Source organism: Veillonella ratti (genome assembly GCF_003992115.1).
In the GTDB taxonomy this organism is placed as follows: domain Bacteria; phylum Bacillota; class Negativicutes; order Veillonellales; family Veillonellaceae; genus Veillonella_A; species Veillonella_A ratti.
Genome location: NZ_RQUX01000007.1, coordinates 14,889 through 34,042 on the forward strand (window position 1 = coordinate 14,889; position 19,154 = coordinate 34,042).

Annotated in this window: 16 protein-coding genes; 2 read left to right on the forward strand and 14 right to left on the reverse strand. The window is 42.1% G+C overall.

The annotated features are described in order from the left end of the window. Nucleotides 1-109: 109 nt before the first annotated feature. The gene (locus tag EO124_RS04355) at nucleotides 110-694 is read right to left on the reverse strand and encodes a histidine phosphatase family protein (RefSeq protein WP_164726546.1); all 585 of its coding nucleotides are present in this window, start codon (nucleotides 692-694) and stop codon (nucleotides 110-112) included. 490 nt (nucleotides 695-1,184) lie between these two features. Here EO124_RS04355 and EO124_RS04360 point away from each other — a divergent pair, with 490 nt between their 5' ends. Beyond that, on the forward strand, nucleotides 1,185-2,408 hold the full coding sequence (locus EO124_RS04360; protein ID WP_127058495.1) for an MFS transporter: 1,224 nt from the start codon (nucleotides 1,185-1,187) through the stop codon (nucleotides 2,406-2,408). Nucleotides 2,409-2,521: 113 nt separating this feature from the next. Beyond that, on the forward strand, nucleotides 2,522-4,483 hold the full coding sequence (nadE, locus tag EO124_RS04365; RefSeq protein ID WP_127058496.1) for an NAD(+) synthase: 1,962 nt from the start codon (nucleotides 2,522-2,524) through the stop codon (nucleotides 4,481-4,483). A 176-nt stretch (nucleotides 4,484-4,659) separates the two neighbouring features. On the opposite strand, the gene EO124_RS04370 is transcribed toward nadE, so the two are convergent. The 13 genes from EO124_RS04370 to EO124_RS04425 form a co-directional block, all read right to left on the reverse strand. Beyond that, nucleotides 4,660-5,160: a GNAT family N-acetyltransferase gene (locus tag EO124_RS04370; RefSeq protein WP_127058497.1), complete on the reverse strand. Its 501-nt coding sequence runs from the start codon at nucleotides 5,158-5,160 to the stop codon at nucleotides 4,660-4,662. 48 nt (nucleotides 5,161-5,208) lie between these two features. Beyond that, on the reverse strand, nucleotides 5,209-6,816 hold the full coding sequence (locus tag EO124_RS04375; protein WP_241230664.1) for a subtype B tannase: 1,608 nt from the start codon (nucleotides 6,814-6,816) through the stop codon (nucleotides 5,209-5,211). 236 nt (nucleotides 6,817-7,052) lie between these two features. Continuing rightward, the gene (locus EO124_RS04380; protein WP_127058498.1) at nucleotides 7,053-7,628 is read right to left on the reverse strand and encodes a hypothetical protein; all 576 of its coding nucleotides are present in this window, start codon (nucleotides 7,626-7,628) and stop codon (nucleotides 7,053-7,055) included. Between the two features lie 264 nt (nucleotides 7,629-7,892). Continuing rightward, the gene (locus tag EO124_RS04385; RefSeq protein ID WP_127058499.1) at nucleotides 7,893-8,468 is read right to left on the reverse strand and encodes a hypothetical protein; all 576 of its coding nucleotides are present in this window, start codon (nucleotides 8,466-8,468) and stop codon (nucleotides 7,893-7,895) included. A 166-nt stretch (nucleotides 8,469-8,634) separates the two neighbouring features. Continuing rightward, nucleotides 8,635-8,961, reverse strand: coding sequence for a hypothetical protein (locus EO124_RS10335; RefSeq protein ID WP_241230665.1), 327 nt, complete (start codon nucleotides 8,959-8,961; stop codon nucleotides 8,635-8,637). A gap of 27 nt (nucleotides 8,962-8,988) precedes the next feature. Beyond that, nucleotides 8,989-9,474, reverse strand: a complete 486-nt coding sequence (locus EO124_RS10340) for an HAD family hydrolase (protein ID WP_241230666.1) — start codon at nucleotides 9,472-9,474, stop codon at nucleotides 8,989-8,991. Between the two features lie 281 nt (nucleotides 9,475-9,755). Beyond that, nucleotides 9,756-10,127 carry a hypothetical protein gene (locus tag EO124_RS04395; protein WP_127058500.1) on the reverse strand — a complete coding sequence of 124 codons (372 nt, stop codon included), beginning with the start codon at nucleotides 10,125-10,127 and terminating at the stop codon, nucleotides 9,756-9,758. A 114-nt stretch (nucleotides 10,128-10,241) separates the two neighbouring features. Further along, nucleotides 10,242-11,684: an Asp-tRNA(Asn)/Glu-tRNA(Gln) amidotransferase subunit GatB gene (gene gatB, locus EO124_RS04400; protein WP_021842114.1), complete on the reverse strand. Its 1,443-nt coding sequence runs from the start codon at nucleotides 11,682-11,684 to the stop codon at nucleotides 10,242-10,244. Further along, nucleotides 11,681-13,138: an Asp-tRNA(Asn)/Glu-tRNA(Gln) amidotransferase subunit GatA gene (gene gatA / locus EO124_RS04405; protein WP_127058501.1), complete on the reverse strand. Its 1,458-nt coding sequence runs from the start codon at nucleotides 13,136-13,138 to the stop codon at nucleotides 11,681-11,683. Before gatA ends, gatB begins: the two co-directional genes overlap by 4 nt. Before the next feature lie 11 nt (nucleotides 13,139-13,149). Further along, complete coding sequence (gene gatC / locus EO124_RS04410) at nucleotides 13,150-13,440, reverse strand: Asp-tRNA(Asn)/Glu-tRNA(Gln) amidotransferase subunit GatC (RefSeq protein ID WP_127058502.1); 291 nt, start codon at nucleotides 13,438-13,440, stop codon at nucleotides 13,150-13,152. Nucleotides 13,441-13,502: 62 nt separating this feature from the next. Then, nucleotides 13,503-15,527 carry an NAD-dependent DNA ligase LigA gene (gene ligA / locus EO124_RS04415; protein ID WP_127058573.1) on the reverse strand — a complete coding sequence of 675 codons (2,025 nt, stop codon included), beginning with the start codon at nucleotides 15,525-15,527 and terminating at the stop codon, nucleotides 13,503-13,505. Between the two features lie 54 nt (nucleotides 15,528-15,581). Beyond that, the gene (gene pcrA / locus EO124_RS04420; RefSeq protein WP_127058503.1) at nucleotides 15,582-17,777 is read right to left on the reverse strand and encodes a DNA helicase PcrA; all 2,196 of its coding nucleotides are present in this window, start codon (nucleotides 17,775-17,777) and stop codon (nucleotides 15,582-15,584) included. Nucleotides 17,778-17,867: 90 nt separating this feature from the next. After that, nucleotides 17,868-19,145, reverse strand: a complete 1,278-nt coding sequence (locus EO124_RS04425; RefSeq protein ID WP_127058504.1) for a manganese-dependent inorganic pyrophosphatase — start codon at nucleotides 19,143-19,145, stop codon at nucleotides 17,868-17,870. Nucleotides 19,146-19,154: the final 9 nt, after the last annotated feature.

Consider the following 19,154-nt stretch of genomic DNA (forward strand, 5'->3'; position numbering starts at 1 on the left):
CTTAGTCATCGGCTATATTATATCATATTTTGAGAATTTTGTGTGAATGGAGCGATTGGTAATATTAGGTTTTACCATAATATTACTTTTAATAAACTCTTAATACTACTTAAAGTTCGTACGTAAAAATATCACAGTTATAAATTACCGGACAATCAAAAAATTCCGACATGAGCTGTTTAGCCGTAGCATCAGGCTTCTCCGCCACCTGAAAAAAGGCTTTCATAAACAATGCATGCGTAAATACGGCAACATTTTTATGGCTACCGCCAAAACGTTCATTTAACAATAAGTGGGCCGCCTTAACACGCTTAATAAATTGCCCGAACGATTCTACCGCAGGATGCATTTGTAAATCCGGATTCAATGTTTCCCAAAATTTTTCAACCATCGGCTTACGCTCTGCCATGGTCGACCCCATACATTTCACCGGATCTAAATAAGTAAATTCACGAACTTCCGGCCATTCTTCAACAGTAGCCGTGGGATAGGCGTTGATCGTCGGTTTCGCCGTTTCTTTAGTACGTAAATACGTAGAGTGAATAATATACTCTAAGTGATTAGGCAAATGTTCCGGCACTTCTTGCGCTTGAGATTGCCCCAATGGCGTTAAAGGTATAGTTGCCGTTCCAAACGTTTTAAGACCTGCATTTGCTGCACTTTCACCATGACGGATAAGATAAATTGTTGCCATAAGTCTCCTTTTTCTCAATTGCATAATTACACAATCACTCATTACTCCATAATCAGATAAGCCGGGATTAGACCGGGACTCTACTCAATACTCTACGCCCAACTACTTTTTATTTCCAGTAAACACCCCATACATTCCATAATAAAATCTTATTTCCCGTATAAAACTTTTAAATAATACTCATTATATACTCATTTATCAAGAAAATACAACAATATTTTTATTAATAATACTTTTTCAAAAATAAATTGGTATTTTTTCACAAAATACTCGCATTTAGCCTTATTAACTACATAGTAAAATGAATGTATTCAATTATTAAATCTTCTCGTTATAAATCACTAACAACTATCAGTAACCTAAACAAGAATGTAAATTTCTTGTAAAAGTATGCCAAGAGGTATAAAATATGAGTATTACGAATAATTAGTAAACGCTTCAATGATTACAATTATTATGTAATTATTAAATTTAAATGGAGAGGTTTTTTATGTCGACCGAAATAAGCATTAACCAGACACCGTCTGAAAATAACTTTATACGCAAAACGCACGAGTATTTACCGGCCATTTGTCATATGATAAATGACACGGCCCAAGGTTCTTTGCCGGCTCTCTTGCCGTTATTTATTACCAACTACGGATTAACCTATGAACAAGTGGCCATTATTATCTTTTTCAACACAGCCTTAGCTACGATTGCCCAGCCATTCTTTGGCTATTTGGCGGATAAAAAAACCTTTTGGCAAAGTGTTCCTTTGGGTATTCTGATTTGCGGCTTTAGTATTGCTTCCATTGCCTTTGTAGACAGTTACGTAGGCATTATTCTCTGTGCCCTTATTTCCGGTTTTGGCTCTGCACTCTTTCATCCGGAAGCAGCGCGTTGGGTTAACGCCATCTCCGGTAAAGAAAAAGGCAAGGCCATGAGTTATTTTTCTGTTGGTGGTCAAGCCGGTTTTACCATCGGTCCTATCATCGGAAGCAGCGCTTATATTTGGGGCGTCAAAAGTCTCCTAATCTTTGCCGTTATCGCCATTGTGGCAGTGACCCTCTATTTAGTATTAAAACCATATAAATTAGCCGCCAAAGCGGAACGTAAAGAAAAAGAGACAACATCCTCAACAACAGCTCAAAATGATTGGCGCAGTTTCAATATTCTCTTTGTTTCCATTGCGGGCCGTTCCATTTGTTTTGCCGTTCTTAATACCTTTATCCCCATCTATTGGATTACTCATTTAGGTCAAACAACGGCATCCGGCAACTTAGCCCTATCCATTTACTTTGTTTGCGGCATAATTGTCACTGTCCTTGGCGGTACCTTAGCCGATCGCATAGGCTATGTTAAAGCCATTCGTTATTGCTATATTTCCCTTGTGCCTATCATGTTGGCCTTTACGCTAAGTGATTCCTATTGGCTCTCTATGATTCTGATTTTGCCGTTAAGTTTCGGTATTTTCACGCAATACAGTCCAATGGTAATTCTTGGTCAAGTGTATTTAGCTAAAAACATCGGTTTTGCCTCCGGCATTACCTTAGGTCTAGGCATTACCCTCGGTGGTATTGTGGCGCCTCTTATCGGCAAACTGGCGGATATTTACGGTCTTCAAAACGCTTGGCTCACGCTAAATCCGATTGTTTGGTTAGCCTTATTATCTACCTATTTTATCTCCGACTTGCCACGGTTAAAAAATAAAATCAATACTATTGAAAAATAAGGTATAATAAAACTGTCTGGGAATTATTCGTTAATAATTCTCAGACAGTATTTTAACATTATCAGTATTTTAATATTATGAATCTTCTTCTTTTTTCAAAATAAGGAGCTAGTATGATACGCATCGGTATGGGGCAAATTGAAATTGTGCCCGGTAATCCCCGTAAAAACAGAGACACTATTCTAAAAGCTATCGAATACGCTAAAGCGTTACGCTTGGATTTATTAATTCTCCCCGAACTCGCCCTTAGCGGTTACCTCATCGGCGACGTTTGGGACCAACCGGCCTTTGTTAAGGAATGTGTTACCATGGGCGAAACCATCATTAAAGCGACCGATAATATAGCCGTCATTTTCGGCAACATAGGTCTCGATCCTGACAAAACCAATTTTGATGGGCGGCCGCGCAAATTTAACGCTATCTTTGCCGCTCAAAATGGAGAATTAATTACACCCCAAGAAGCACCGTATCCGTTTATTATTAAAACATTAAATCCAAACTATCGATTCTTCAACGAAGCCCGTTATTTCACGCCCCTACCGATTGTGGCCCAAGAGCTGCATCGTCCGGTGGAAGAGTTGCTAGGCATTTTACCGTTTACCTTTAAAAACGGTGAAACCTTTAATGTGGCTCCCCTCCTCTGTGAAGATAGCTGGGATGAAAACTATTCCTTCTCACCGACTACAACCTTAGCTGATAAGAGTGCTATTCAAAATGTACCGATTGATGCGTTTATCAATATATCGGCGTCCCCGTTTACCTTGGGCAAAAATGAACGTCGCCATCGCTTGTTTACGGCGCGCGCCAAAGAATTGCAAACGCCTATCTTTTATATAAATTCTGTGGGCTTACAAAATAACGGCAAATCCATTTGTACCTTTGACGGGCAATCAACGGTGTACAATCAAGGTGGCCAGGTAGTTACTCAATTACCGGCCTATGAAGCCACCATACAGCCTGTATTACTATCAAAAGCTGAACCCCCTACAAACGATAATGCTTGCGATACGTATGAAATCGTTGATTTAGCAGACGGCCAGCCAACAGCAAAGTCAGCCATTGATGTACAAGTTCCATCGGAACCGGCTCAAATTTATAGTGCCCTTCACTTCGGTCTTCAAGCCTTCTTAAAGCAAACCGGCATCAAGAAAATTGTCATCGGTGTATCCGGCGGTATTGATTCAGCCTTAAACGCAGCCCTCTACGCCACCGTATTAGACCCATCGCAAATTTACTTAGTCAATATGCCGACCCGCTTCAATTCAACGGCTACGAAAGATTTAGCCGCTCAACTAGCTAAGAATCTCGGTTGTCAGTATGCGGTTTGTCCGGTTGAGAATAGTTTAGCACTTACGGTTAACCAGTTTGAATCATTAACTTTTGAAGGTCCGAATGGCTCCGAACAAGTCAAAGTGAGCTCTTTTGTAAAAGAAAATATTCAAGCCCGCGATCGTTCTGCTCGCATTCTGGCCGGCCTTGCGGCCTCTCTGGGAGGTGCTTTCACCTGCAACGGCAATAAGACGGAATTCACCATCGGTTATGCCACCTTATACGGTGATTTGGCCGGTTTCCTAGCCGCCTCCGGTGACCTTTGGAAATATCAGGTGTATGATTTAGCCAATTATTTAAACCGTGAAATCTTCAAGCGCAAAGCCATTCCACAAGGTACCATCGATATTATCCCGAGCGCCGAACTTTCTGAAAACCAGGATATCACCAAAGGCCAAGGCGATCCGTTGCAATACGAATATCATGACCGTCTTTTCAGAAGCTTCATCGAGCCATGGAATCGTATGACACCGGAAGACTTACTCCTTGCCTATAAAGAAAATAGTTTGGAAGCGGTTCTAAACTTACCTAAACCGATTTCTCATTACTTTAGTAGTGCCTCTGATTTTATTGACGATTTAGAACATTGGTGGAATTCCTTTGCGGGCCTCGCCGTGGCGAAACGAATCCAGAGTCCGCCTATCATCGTAGTCAGCCGTCGAGCCTATGGCGGTGATTTATTGGAATCTCAAATGGCTCCGTATTATACGGAAAAATACTATGAACTAAAAGACTCGCTAATATAGTGCTAATAACCTATAAAAGGCAGTTCACGCAAAAATAAACAGCCATTACAATCTTAAATTTTATAGTAATGCAAAATACTCCCCGTAAGGTCAGCTCATTCAGCTAATGACCTCTTGGGGAGTATTTTATTAATCCTAATAGAAAAATTGGGTTGTAAGCCAAAAATTGCTTTACATTATAAAAACTTATCGTACGCTAATTTATCGCCATTTTGAAAAACAATAACACCGCAATAAATATAGCCATTCTTTGTCAAAATATGTTGCATTCGTTTATTCGGAAAATCCGTATCCACTCTAATGTATTTCACGCCTTTAGCTACACAAAGTTTGTCTATTAAACCAAAAGCTATGTCGGCAATGCCCTTGCCTCGTGCTTTTTTACTAAAAGCCATGCGATGAACCACGGCATAAGGCGCCTCACTTCGCCACGCCCCGTTAATATCGTCATAGGCCGGTTCGCCGTCAAAATCAACGCACATATAACCTAAAATATCCTTATCGGCCTTGATAACATACCCTTTTTTCTTCTCAATATCAGCTTCAATTGTATCGCGATTGGGATATGCTTCCGTCCATTGCACGAATCCCTGTTCTTTTTGAAAAGCACGCCCTTCTTCAATAATTTCATAGCATACTTCTAACTCTTTACTGTTTGCTAATTCAAGTGAATACATTATAATGCCTCCAACTAACACCCTAACAATTTAAACACTACTGTTTTTTTATTCAGTAACGATTTTATCTATCCAATCAAAAAGTTCTTGTAAATCATAGTCGCCGGCATGTGGAACGCCCCATGGCAAATCAAAATCAACATCGTAGCCATAGTTAGTCAAGCGTGTAGCCACAATTAGCGGCACGGCCATGGACGTGTTGTTATCCTTTTCACCATAACGAATACGCCAATGCTGTGTCTGTCCCTTCGTCTTTGAAGCGTCATTTGGTTCAATATAGTTAAGCGGATTCATCATTTTGACGATATGTTCATCTGCCACAGCAGTGCCGTCACCATTAATAGAGGCAAATTGTGTGAAATGCTGATTGTCTACCGTAGCCGTGCCGAAAAGATTGTTTTCACCGGTAGAATTATCGCGGGAATCAAAAGCACCCGGCGCTTTCATACGGCCTACGGATGTATTATAAGCAAGCCAATCAACATCGACGATTTTACCCGGATTTTTCGCATCATACACTAAAAAATCGGCATCGGAAATATCCGTTCCTGCTGCTTTAGCTTTTTCAGCACTCTTAATGATATACGATTTAGCATAATCCATGAATGAGCCGTTACCGTTAAAGTCGAGTGACAATAACTTACCGTCTTGATCTTTTAGCTGTAAACTATTCAAATAGGTAGGAAAATTATTTTTCAAAAGGTCGCTATAAGCAATCACGTCAGCCGTCAATTGAACTGCCTCTTGAGTTTGTTGCTTACCAGGTGCTTCACCGGACATGTCCGGCATAGCTGTCATATCCGGGGTGGCTCCGGCCGAGCTGTTCCCCAAGGTAGGATCAGGTGGCTCCATTTGACCGCCAAAGGACGGCATACCTGTATATTCATTGACACCGTTATATGACCATTCGTAGGCCATATCGGCATGGTCAAGGTCGGTAATCGGGCAATACGCCGATACGGCAAAAATATCTGTTCGCGCATCGGCCGCTCCAACCTCTTGTAAATACGGAGCATAATCGGATTCATTACCGGTAGCGCCTAGTAACAGGGATAAGGCTCCACCGGCGCTGGTGCCATTAGAGATGATTTTATTCGCATCACCGGGCATAATGTTATCATTCTTATGTAAATAGGCCACGGCGGCCTTTAAATCAACAATAGCGGCCGGCGCTTTACCGTAATAGACACCTTCTGCCGTTTCGTTACTGCGACCGCGTGCAGCCGGTGCCGCCACAACAAGGCCACGGGATAAAGCATATAAAACAGCATTTGGTTCGCCATCTTTAGAAAGGGTCGGTGTGGACGCTTTCCCTGGACGATAGCCCCCTACCGAATTTGGTAAAAAGATAGGTGCCGATTCAGCTGTATATTTGCCATCTTTTTCATTTTGAAAATAGGCTTCCGGAATATACACATTCATTGACTGATAGGTCGTATCCACCGGATTGGCTACGTACGGAATATTTTCATAAGCTCTAAAGGTAACATCCTTGCCATCAACTGCCATGGTACGCGTTTCATAATTTTGGATTTTAAAATCCAAAGGATCAGCCGCACTTACCGAGCCCATCATTCCCCCCACAGTGAAAGCCGCTCCCATAAGAACCATAGCCCGTAATACCTTTTTATACTTTGAATGTTTTACTATTCCCATAATAGCCTCTCTCCTTTCAATGTTTTGTACATCTAACTATATCTATATTATAACTTTTATTTGTATTGATTGTAATTATAAATTGAAAGATTAGAAGAAATATGAAAAAAACTATTGTCATCTCAGACCTAAATCATTCAATGATTAGTCTTCACCCGACAATAGTTTTTTAGTATTGGCTAATGTAGATTATTTGCATTTATATCATAAATTCTTAGCTCTATATTTAATTCTTGTCATCCGTCAATAAATTGAACAAAGTTACCTTTAGCATCAAATTCTGTTGAATATGATTCTTTAGAACCATCGATTAGAATGTAGGCTTTATATGTGTGATTAGAACCATAATAGATATATCCCACTGTTTTTTCAACTTTACCGTTTTCAATCGATTTCGCTTTTTCCTCAGCCACTTTATACATCTCAGGGATTTTACTATAGTCGATGGCATCGATTGGCATAAGATTATCTTTCACAGTAAGACCATCAGGAATGAACGCTGCGCCTGCATTCTGCCACTTGCTGTCCATATAAATATATTGGTCAACTTTGTCACTGGTGCCGGGAACCAAAATATTAATACTAATCGTATTTCCGTGCTCTTCTGTATCCGAAACCACTACATTGTTGAACACCTTAATTTCTTTTCCCTTAAATTCCGATTGTTCTTTTAATTCTGTAATAACCTTAGCCGCTAGCCCCGGTTCGGTAATTATGCTTTTTTTACCACCACCGGTGCCACTGTCACCACCGCAGCCTAACACAGCCAAAATAGTGATAATCATGAAAACAATCCCTAATAGTCTTTTCATAATACCCCTCCCATATATAAAACTAAATAACACTAACGACTTTCCCAATAGAACATTTCATGCACACACACAATATAATTAGTAATATATATAATCTTAAAAGAAAAAACTATTGCCGAATCGAACACAATCTAAAATTAGAAATTCTCCAACGACAATAGTTTTTACATTAATCTTACTGTTTACAATAGTAGTAGCGTCTCAAAATTATTAAATAACAGCTTATTCCCTTTCTAGTTGTATAAAACCAGCGCCTAATAATTACTATTCTTTTTTCATTTCAATGAGGTTGCCTTTAGAGTCAAAAATGGCGTCGAACTTTTCTCTGGCCCCTTCAATTTTAAGATGAGCATCATATTTACGTTCATTAATATCAAAAATGTAAATCAGCTGTTCATCTACTTTACCGCCTTCAATCTCTTTGGCCTTATCTTGGGCTATTTTATACATATCGGGAATCTTACTGTAATCGATAGAGTCGATTGGCATAACATTGTCTTTCATATCACCGTCACCCGAAATCTGAACCGGCTGCGGGCTAGCCCATTTACCATTCTGATACACATAATTATCAACTTTATCATTAGTGTCAGGAACAAGGATATTAATATCGATGCGACTTCCTACACCCTTAAGATCGCTAACCAGTACATTTTGAAATACCTGAATATCTTTCCCCTTTAATGCAGGTGTTTCTTTTAATTCGGAAATAGCCTTAGCCGCCAAACCAGGCTCTGTAAAAATACTTTTCCCAGAACCGCCGGTAATACTGTCAGTACCGCATCCCAGAACAGCCAAGACAGTAATAACCATCAAAACAATACCCCATATTCGTTTCATAATACCCCTCCCTAAATATAAACACGACACTACTTACTACGTTAATAGTACAATATTTTTTGAATTTACACTATATATTTATTCCAAGAAGTAATGCCAATTATGCATTTTAATGATATAAGTGCCAACTTAAGACTATTTTCCGCTCCCCATGTAGAATCCTCTGTTATATTCGCTGTAAGGTCTCGACTGCTTTTACCTTATCAATAATAGTCTTCACAATATTATCCAAACGACTATCTTCATCATAATTGGCCGGGCAGGCAAAATTAACACGATTGTCTTTAATCAGGTTTTTCGCCACATTAATTCCGTTTTCCTGTTCCGGATTATATACGGCAATGGCTTGGCCGCCGTTAACCTTAACGAGTTTCATACAAGGCACATCGGTAAGGCCGTCGCCGATGTAAATCATATTGCTAAACGGCACACGTCGTTGCTCTTCCGGCGTATACTGGTTGAGCTCTTTATCGCTACTCGTCGTAATATCCAATACGCCCTTGTTGATACGGAATAAGAATTACGTTTTTGCCGTGTAATTTACGGCAATCTTAGGCCATTCAATAAGACCGTTGTAATCATATTTGAATTCGCAGGCATATATCTTTTTGAAAAACTTGGCAATTGCACTACCGTCGATGATTTCTTTTACACCGGACGATACAATATAGTGTTCTATTTGCACGCCTTTTGACTCACCGTAAGCACTGATGCGGTCAAACCAAGTAATTACGCCTGGGAAATATTCAATGCCTTCCCCCAATTTATTTAACGTTTGGCGTGTAATCGGTACTTCATGAAGGCGACTCATCTTAACCATCATGAACATATACGCCAAAATACTGTCCATCCCGTCTTTATCGATTAAACCGTTAGCTTCACGCCAAAAATCTGCCGTCGTCATACCAAGTTCCGGAATAAAACCATATTCCTGCATATCCTTAGTACAAAGCGTCTTATCAAAATCATACATCAACGCCACAATCGGCTTTTCATTCATTTGCATATAAACTCCTTTCATACCGTGGCCCATCCACTCCCCTAGTATATGGGCGCCGCTTGCGAATCGGGACCGCGCCGCTTGCGAATTGCTTTTAAACGCAAAAAGACTTCTCCATTCTGGGCAAGCTAGCCTTTCGTACGTGTACGCCCAATCACACCCCAATTGTATATGGTCGCCGCTTGCGAATTGCTTTTTAATACGCGAAAAGACTTCCTTATCGCGATAAGCCAGCCTTCATGCTTGCATGCCAGATGGCGATTCGCGATAAGGAAGTCTTTATTTTTCTAAAAAAGCTTTCGTAAGAGCGCCCATATACCGACGCCTAGTCCCAACACAATAAATCCAATTAAAAATAAACCACCAAAGAAAGTTAACACACTAAAAAGAACAACTGCGAGAGCTGCCATGATTAATTTACCCTTCCAGCCCACGGAGCTGAAGGTAAATATTTTTACGCCCGGAATTGTCTGTTGAAAATAATCATTATAACCGGTGCCATCAGACATTTCATGACTCTTGGCACGGTTCTCACGACGAATATCCTCTTCCGATTGCTCACGGCCGGTTTCATCTATGGTCACGCCGTCAAACGCACGACGTTCTTCTTCCGATAACACACTCGTCTGTTTAGAATCATAAGATTGTTTATCTTCCATAGCAATCTCCTGTGTTTTAAATCAAAGAATCGGAATTAATAGGTCCTACGCTTACTAAATTTGGAATTATGTATAACCATAATTCCAAATTATATAAGCTGAAAACTTTTAAATTTATGCGTTCAAATGTTTCTGCAATAATTCGTTAACAACGCCCGGATTAGCGCGGCCCTTGCTGAGTTTCATAACCTGGCCTACCAAGAAACCGATAGCTTTGCCTTTACCGCTCTTGAAGTCTTCTACAGACTTAGGATTGTCGGCAATAACCTGTTTTACAATTTCTTCAATTGCACCGGTATCGGTAATCTGAACGAGACCTTGTTCTTCAACGATAGCTTGCGGATCTTTACCGGTTTCCCACATGGAAACGATAACTTTTTTCGCAATTTTACCGGAAATAGTGCCTTTGTTGATAAGCTCAATCATAGCGGCCAATTGAGCCGGTTTAACTTTCGCATCGGCAAAAGTAATATTGGCTTCGTTCACCATTTTGGACAAATCACCGAGCATCCAGTTAGCCGCTGTTTTAGCATCGGCACCGGCTTTAACGGCTTCATCAAGGTAATCAGCAGTTTCACGCATAGTTGTCAAAATCGCACTGTCTTCTTCAGATAAACCGTAATCGGCTTGGAAACGAGCCATTTTAGCATCCGGCAATTCCGGTAAAGACTGACGAGCCGCTTCAATTTGTTCGTCCGTAATCACGATTGGCACCAAGTCAGGTTCAGGGAAATAACGGTAGTCGTTTTCCGCTTCTTTTTTACGCATAGACAATGTCATGCCCTTGCTATCGTCCCAAGTACGGGTTTCCTGAACGATAGTACCGCCGTCTTCCAAGGTTTCAGCCTGACGAATGGCTTCATATTCAACACCTTTTTGCAAAGCAGTTAAGGAGTTCATATTCTTAATTTCAGTTTTGGTGCCTAATTTTTCATCGCCCATCAAGCGTACAGAAATATTGGCGTCGCAGCGCAAGCTGCCTTCTTCCATACGAACGTCGGACACGTCCAAATATTTAATGATGGAACGGATTTTTTCCACATAGGCACGGGCTTCTTCACCGGAGCGAAGATCAGGTTCCGATACGATTTCCAACAAAGGTACACCGGTGCGGTTGTAGTCAACGTTGGAGGAATCGGATGTACTGATAGTGTTGCCACTGTGGACCAATTTACCGGCATCTTCTTCCATGTGAATACGGGTAATGCGGATACGACGAGTTTTGCCGCCCACTTCGATATCGATATGACCGTTCAAGCAGATTGGCAAGTCATATTGGGATGTCTGCCAGTTTTTAGGCAAATCCGGATAGTAATAGTTTTTACGGTCGAATTTATTGAATTGTAAAATTTCACAGTTCAAGGCTAAACCGACACGAATGGCATATTCAACTACTTTCTGGTTAAGTACCGGCATAACGCCTGGTAAACCTAAACATACAGGGCAAACATGAGTATTTTGGTCGCCGCCGAATTCAGTGGTACAACCGCAGAAAATCTTAGATTTAGTCTTTAACTCCGTATGGACTTCCAGCCCTACGACTGTTTCGTATTTCATAGTGTTACCTCCCCAATGGATGCGATTTTATTGCATTCCGGACAAGCCTGTTCGAATGTATAAGCCGTACGGAATAAGACTTCTTCACCCATAGCCGGTGCCAACAATTGCATACCGATAGGCATGCCGTTGGATGCAAAACCTGCCGGGATGGAAATGCCCGGAATACCGGCCAAGTTAACCGGGGTGGTACAAATATCTTCTAAATACATGGACAATGGATCGTTAATTTTTTCACCGAACTTAAACGCTGTATTCGGTGCAGTCGGTGTTAACAATACATCTACTTTTTCAAAAGCCGAATCAAATTCGTTTTTAATCAAACGACGAGCTTTCAAGGCTTTTAAATAATAGGCATCATAATAACCGGAGCTCAATACATAGGTACCGAGCAAGATACGACGCTGTACTTCGGCACCAAAACCTTGGGAACGAGTCTTCGTGGACATTTCAACCAAGTTATCGGCCGGTACGCGTAAACCGTAGCTTACGCCGTCATAACGAGCCAAGTTGGAGCTGGCTTCCGCCAAAGCGATAATATAGTAAGCGGATAAAGCATATTTAGAAGTCGGTAAGCTTACTTCAACGATTTCAGCACCCAAACCTTCGTATACTTTAGCGGCTTTTTCAAGCGCTTCGCGTACTTCACTGTTTAAACCTTCACCAAAATATTCTTTTGGCATACCGATTTTAAGGCCTTTTACGTCATTTACCAAGGCTTTCGTATAATCAGGACGTTCCCCCGGAATAGACGTAGAATCACGATGGTCGTGGCCGCTGATAGCATTGAGCACGATAGCCGCATCAGTTACGTCACGGGTCACAGGTCCGATTTGGTCAAGGGATGACGCATAGGCAATGAGACCGTAACGGGACACATTACCGTAAGTAGGTTTTAAGCCTACAACACCACAATAGGATGCCGGCTGACGAACGGATCCGCCCGTATCGGAGCCCAAAGCCCACACAGCACTGCCCGCTGCTACAGAAGCTGCTGCCCCGCCGGATGAACCGCCCGGTACATAGTCGGCGTTCCAAGGGTTCGTAGTTTTGGCAAACGCGGAACTTTCGGAAGAACTACCCATGGCAAATTCGTCCATGTTAAGTTTACCAAGACTTACATAGTCTTCACCGGTTAACTTTTCAACAACGGACGCATTATATGGCGGCACGAAGTTTTCCAACATACGAGACGCACAAGTAGCCTGTTGATCTTTAATACAAATATTATCTTTTACAGCCCCCGGAATACCGGCTAACGGCGAAATCACTTCACCGGCTGCAATTTTTTCATCTACTTTGGCAGCTACGGCCAAAGCCTGTTCGTGAGAATCCGCTAAATACGCATGTACTGTCGGTTCTGTTTTTGCTTTATGGGCAATTACGGCATTCGTTAATTCAACAGCCGATAATTCTTTGGCCACTAATTTCTGATGTAATTCATGAATGGTCACAGTGCTTCCTCCTATTCCTGTATAACGCGCGGCACTTTGAAGTAACCGTCTTCTTCTTCAGGTGCATTCTGCATTGCCAAGTCATGTGGCAACGAAGGAATCACTTCGTCCTTACGGAATACATTATATAAAGGAACTGCATGGGCCATAGGTTCTACCCCTTCAAGGTCCAATTCTTCCAATTCAGCAACATAAGATAATACGTCATTTAACGCTTTTTCTACGGTGCCCATATTTTCTTCGCTAATATCCAAACGAGATAATAAAGCAATCTTTTTTATTTCTTCCCGATCAATTTTCATGCGTACACATCCTTTCCATTTTATTATTATATCAAATTGACTATGACAATACAAAGTACGCCTTATTGCCAGTCTTTGATTAATTCTAAAAACTCCGCTTCATTCATGACGCGAATGCCCAGCGATTCCGCTTTAGTGAGCTTACTGCCTGCTTCGGCACCGGCAATAACGATGGTTGTCTTCTTACTTACGGAGCCTGTTATTTTAGCGCCGTGAGCTGCCAAGAGTTCACCCGCTTCTTTACGGCCCATACTTTCCAAAGTACCGGTCAAAACGATGGTTTCCCCTTCCAGTTCGGTTCCGCTCGGTTCCACCTGTTCTTCCGCCATTACAACGCCCACTTCGCGTAGGGCTGCAATGAGTTCCAAATTATACGGCTCTTTAAAATAAGCCACCAAGCTGTCCGCCATAGTCGGTCCGATTTCACTGACCGCCGTCAAAGTCTCAACGGTCGCAGCCTGTAGTGCTTCCATAGTGGGAAAATGTTCCGCAATGGTTCGACCCGCTTTAGCGCCGATTAAACGAATACCCAAAGCGAATAATAAGCGTCCCAAACCGCGTGTTTTAGAGTCTTCAATGGCTTTTAACAGGTTCTGTGCTGATTTTTTTCCCATCCGCTCCATTGTAACCAGCTGTTCTTCCGTCAATTTGTACAAATCGGCTACCGTAGCAATTAACTTATAGGCAATGAGGCTTTCCACAATGCTAGGCCCCAAACCGTCAATATTCATGGCGTCACGGGAGGCAAAGTGAATGATTTTTTCTTTTTCCACGGCCGGACAATGCGGATTACTGCAACGGACTGCTACTTCACCGGGTTGGCGTACGGTCGGAAAATCACAAATCGGGCAATTGGTCGGCATGCTGAATTCACGTTCTTCACCGGTACGTTTTTCCGGCAAGGACTTAATAACTTCAGGAATAATTTCGGCCGCTTTATGAATCATTACATGGTCGCCGATGCGAATGTCTTTATCTTTAATAAAATCTTCGTTGTGCAGGGTTGCGCGCGCTACATTGGTACCGGATACGAATACCGGCTCCAATTCGGCAGTCGGTGTCAAAACACCGGTACGGCCGATATTAATGGTAATATCTTTGACGATAGTTTCCACTTCTTCCGGCGGATATTTAAAAGCCGTAGCCCAACGGGGATCTTTAACGGTGGCGCCAAGCTGTTCCTGGTCTTCAAAGGCATTAACCTTAATAACCATACCGTCCGTGTCGTACGGCAAGTCATGACGAGCCACATCCCAATGATGAATCTGCTCAATTACTTCATCAATGGCCTTACATAATTTATAATGAGGATTTACATGAAAATGATACTGTGCCAAACGCTCTAAGAGTTCCTGCTGCGAATGGATATCGGAACCTTCTGAAGAACCTACGGCGTAGGCAAAAAAGTCCAAATTACGGCTGGCCGTAATAGCCGGATCTAACTGACGTAAGGAGCCGGCCGCCGCATTACGAGGATTCACAAAGGTCGGTAAACCGGCCGCTTCACGCTCTTCATTAATGCGTTGGAATTCTTTATGAGGCATGTATACTTCACCGCGAATTTCAATATACGGCGGCGCATTTTCAATCCAAAGCGGTACCGATTGGATGGTGCGCACATTATTCGTTACATCTTCCCCAACACGGCCATCACCGCGTGTTACGGCTCTTACGAGAACGCCGTTTTCATAGTGAAGATTACAAGCGAGACCGTCAATTTTAAGTTCAATTACATATTCAGGTCGATGACCGAGCTCGCGTTCGGTTCGTTCCGCAAACGTACGCACTTCAGCATCACTGAAAACATTACCAAGACTTAGCATTGGTCGTCCGTGAACGACTTTCGGAAAATCTCCTTCAATCTTGGCGCCTACGCGCTGCGTCGGTGAATAGGATGTGATAAATTCGGGATGCGCCGTTTCTAAATCGAGTAATTCCCGATAGAGTTTATCGTACTCATAATCTTCCATTTCCGGAGCATCTTTTACATAATACAAATATCCGGCATGAGCCAATAATTGTTGCAGGGCATGGGCTTTTGCTTCTTCTGTAGCCGCATTGGCTACAGCCGCTCTTAATTCATTCATTGCTGGCATAGTCTTTCTCCTACCGTCTTATTGTAAAACACTGTTTCTAACAGGTTATTTTTCTAAACGCTTAACCGGCGCAAATTGAGCCATAATCAAGCGAACCCCTTGGGTTGGGAAGTCAATTTTTAATTTCAAACCGGATCCGGCCCCCTGTAATTCGATAACGGTACCGTTCCCCCATTTAGCATGAACCGCCGTATCACCGACTTGCCAATTTTCAACTACCTTATTGCGTAAGGTTGGCTTCGTAACCGGTCGCGACATAACCGATAAATGAGACGGTACATGACGCTGTACGTCCTCACGGACTTTGCGTTTAGGTCGTAATTCTTCAATCAAACCTTCCGGAATTTCTTTTAAGAAGCGAGATGGCAAATAGCCGTTGGTGCGTCCGAATACGGTACGGGTCGTAGCATTTAAAAGATAGAGTTCTTTTTCTGCACGGGTAATCCCTACGTAGCAAAGGCGGCGTTCTTCTTCGATTTCTTCCGGATTCATGAGGGTACGGCTGTGTGGGAATAAGCCCTCTTCCATACCGGCTAAGAAGACAATCGGAAATTCCAAGCCTTTGGCCGAATGAAGGGTCATCAAGGTTACTTTAGAATCAGCTTGTTCATATGTATCCACATCATTGACAAGGGCCACCTGTTCCAAGAAGTCTTGCACCGTGCCCGTCGGATTTTCATCCAAGAACACTTTCGCCACAGATAACAATTCACCGATATTTTCAACGCGTGCTTCGTCCTGCGGATCTGTGCTGTCTTCCAATTCTTTGAGATAACCTGTTTTTTCCAAAATAGCTTCCAAAATCTGCAATACATTGTGGTTATCCATCATGGCTACCAAAGTGAAAATCAGAATGCCGAATTCCTCCAGTTTTTCCTTCGTTTTGCCTTTAATTGTCGGAATATTGCTTAGCATAGTCAAACTCATGAATAAAGAATTGCCTGTTTCACGAGCATAATCTTGCAATTTAGCAACCGTCGTAGCACCGATACTGCGTTTTGGCACGTTAATAATACGCATCAAGCTCAAATCGTCAAAGGGATTAAAGAGTACCTTTAAATAGGCTAACACGTCTTTAATTTCTTTACGATCGTAGAACTTCGTCCCCCCTACCATTACATAAGGAATCCCCCGTTTAATGAGGCCTTCTTCAAGGGCACGAGACTGAGCGTTGGTACGATATAAAATGGCCATATTGCCATACGGCACTTCATGAATATCATGCTGTTTGGCAATAGTTTCGCTGATAAAAGCCGCTTCTTCCAATTCCGATTGTGCTTCGAAATGGCGGATTTTAGGACCCATATCCTTATCCGTCCAAAGGACTTTGTCGGGCCGCCCTTCATTGTTATCGATAACGGCGTTGGCCGCTTCCAAAATCGTCTTAGTTGAGCGATAGTTCTGCTCCAGTTTTATTGTTTTAGTAGCTGGGTAGTCTTTTTCAAAATCAAGAATATTCTGAATATCCGCACCGCGCCAAGCGTAAATACTCTGGTCCGCATCCCCTACGACACAAATATTTTGCCATTTGGAGGCCAATAAATGAGCCAAGGTATATTGTGCATGGTTCGTATCCTGATATTCATCAATCATGATGTAACGGAAACGATTACTGTATTTCTGAAGAATATCTTCACGGCTCTGCAAAAGTTTAACCGCTACCATCAATAAATCATCGAAGTCGAGAGCATTATTCTTACGGAGTTCTTTCTCATAATATTCGTATACATCAGCCACTTTTTGACTGTAAAAATCACGAGCTTCCATACGAAATTCGTGGGCCATCAAGAGTCGGTTCTTTGCATCGGAAATAGCACTGAGCATGGCTCCCGGTGGGAAGTATTTATCATCGAGATTCAGGCTCTTCAACGCCCCCTTAATAACGGCTTGTGAGTCCCCTGTATCATAAATCGTAAAATTTTTGCTGTAGCCGAGGAAGTTATCCAATTCAAAACGCAAGAATTTAGCACAAAATGAGTGGAATGTACTGAGCCAAATGCGGTCCGCCATGGAACCAACCAAATCCTCCACACGGCTCTTCATTTCTTTTGCCGCTTTATTGGTAAAAGTAATGGCTAAAATTTCATAAGGATTTACACCCTGTGACAATAAATAAGCAATGCGATACGTCAGTACACGCGTCTTACCGGATCCGGCGCCCGCTACAATCAGTAGAGGGCCTTCCGTTGTGCGTACCGCTTCTTGTTGCTCTTTATTCAAGCCGTCAAATATACTACTCATAACAGTCCTTTCTACACAGTGTAATCAGAATGAACAAAAACGTTGCAAAGGGCAACGTTTTTGTTTTACTTATATAGCTACTTAGTCGTATTATTTCATAGCTCCCAAGATTTGAGGAACGATTTGTTTTTTACGGGACAAAGTATTAGCCAAGAATACTTCCTGTTCCTTAGGTTCCTGACCGAAAGCAGCTTTAACGATAGCGTCAGCATCGCCGGCAAACAATAAGTTAGTGCTTTCTTTCAAGATATCAGTAACCATGATATAAGAAGCAGCATAATTATTGGATGCACGTAAATCTTCCAACGCTTTTAATAAAGCTGCTTTACGAGTCAATACTTCTTCAGCGTTCATGGTAGTCAACTGACCGATGCTGATAACCTGACCGTTAGCACCGAATTCTTTCATGTCTGTACGAACGATTTGTTCATCGCTGAAATCGGATACATCGGCACCGGCTTTCAACATTTCAAGGCCGTAAGCTTCCAAATCCACACCGGCGATAGCAGCCAATTTCTTAGCTGTTTCTACGTCTTTTGGTGTGCAAGTTGGGGAACGGAACAATACTGTATCGGAAATAATAGCGGATAACAATAAGCCCGCAATGTGTTTAGGAATTTCCTGACCGTACTGCCAGTAGAAGTTAGCCACGATAGTGCAAGAACATCCAACCGGTTCGTAATGGATGAAAATAGGGTTTTCCGTTGTTAAGCCACCGATACGATGATGGTCGATGTTTTCAATAATTTCGGCATCTTCGATATCGTCGATAATCTGTACTTTTTCATTGTGGTCGATTAAAACAACTTTTTGTTTTTCTTTAGGAGCTTCCACTTTGGAGCGAACCATACCGAAGTAAGTGTCGCCGTCCACTACCGGGAACGCGCCTGCATGACCACGGTCAAATTCTTTTAATTTAAGTTCAGGGTTAACCAATTGGCAACCCGCTTTGGATACGATATCAAGAGCGGTTACCGTTTTTTTATCAAGCCATGCACCGGCTAAGGCGTCGATTAAACGGCTTGGCAAAATTACGCCTACGAATTTACCGTCTTTAACAACCGGTACACGGTTCATGTCATGAGTGTTGCGCCATGCCAAAACATCTTCCAAGCTTGCAGCAGCATCTACGGCCGGAACTTTTTCCATAACGTCTTTAATGCGAACGGCAAAACTTGTCACGATTTCAGGATGTTCTACTTTAAAATAATCAAGCACGAAGGATGTTTCCTTGTTGGCTTTACCGGCACAAATTGCTTTGGCAGGCATACCCATCTGGGTTTTCAAATTAGCATAGCCTAATGCAGAACAGAAGGAATCCGTGTCAGGGCTCTTATGGCCGGTTACTAAAATTACATTTTCACTCATGTATATCAC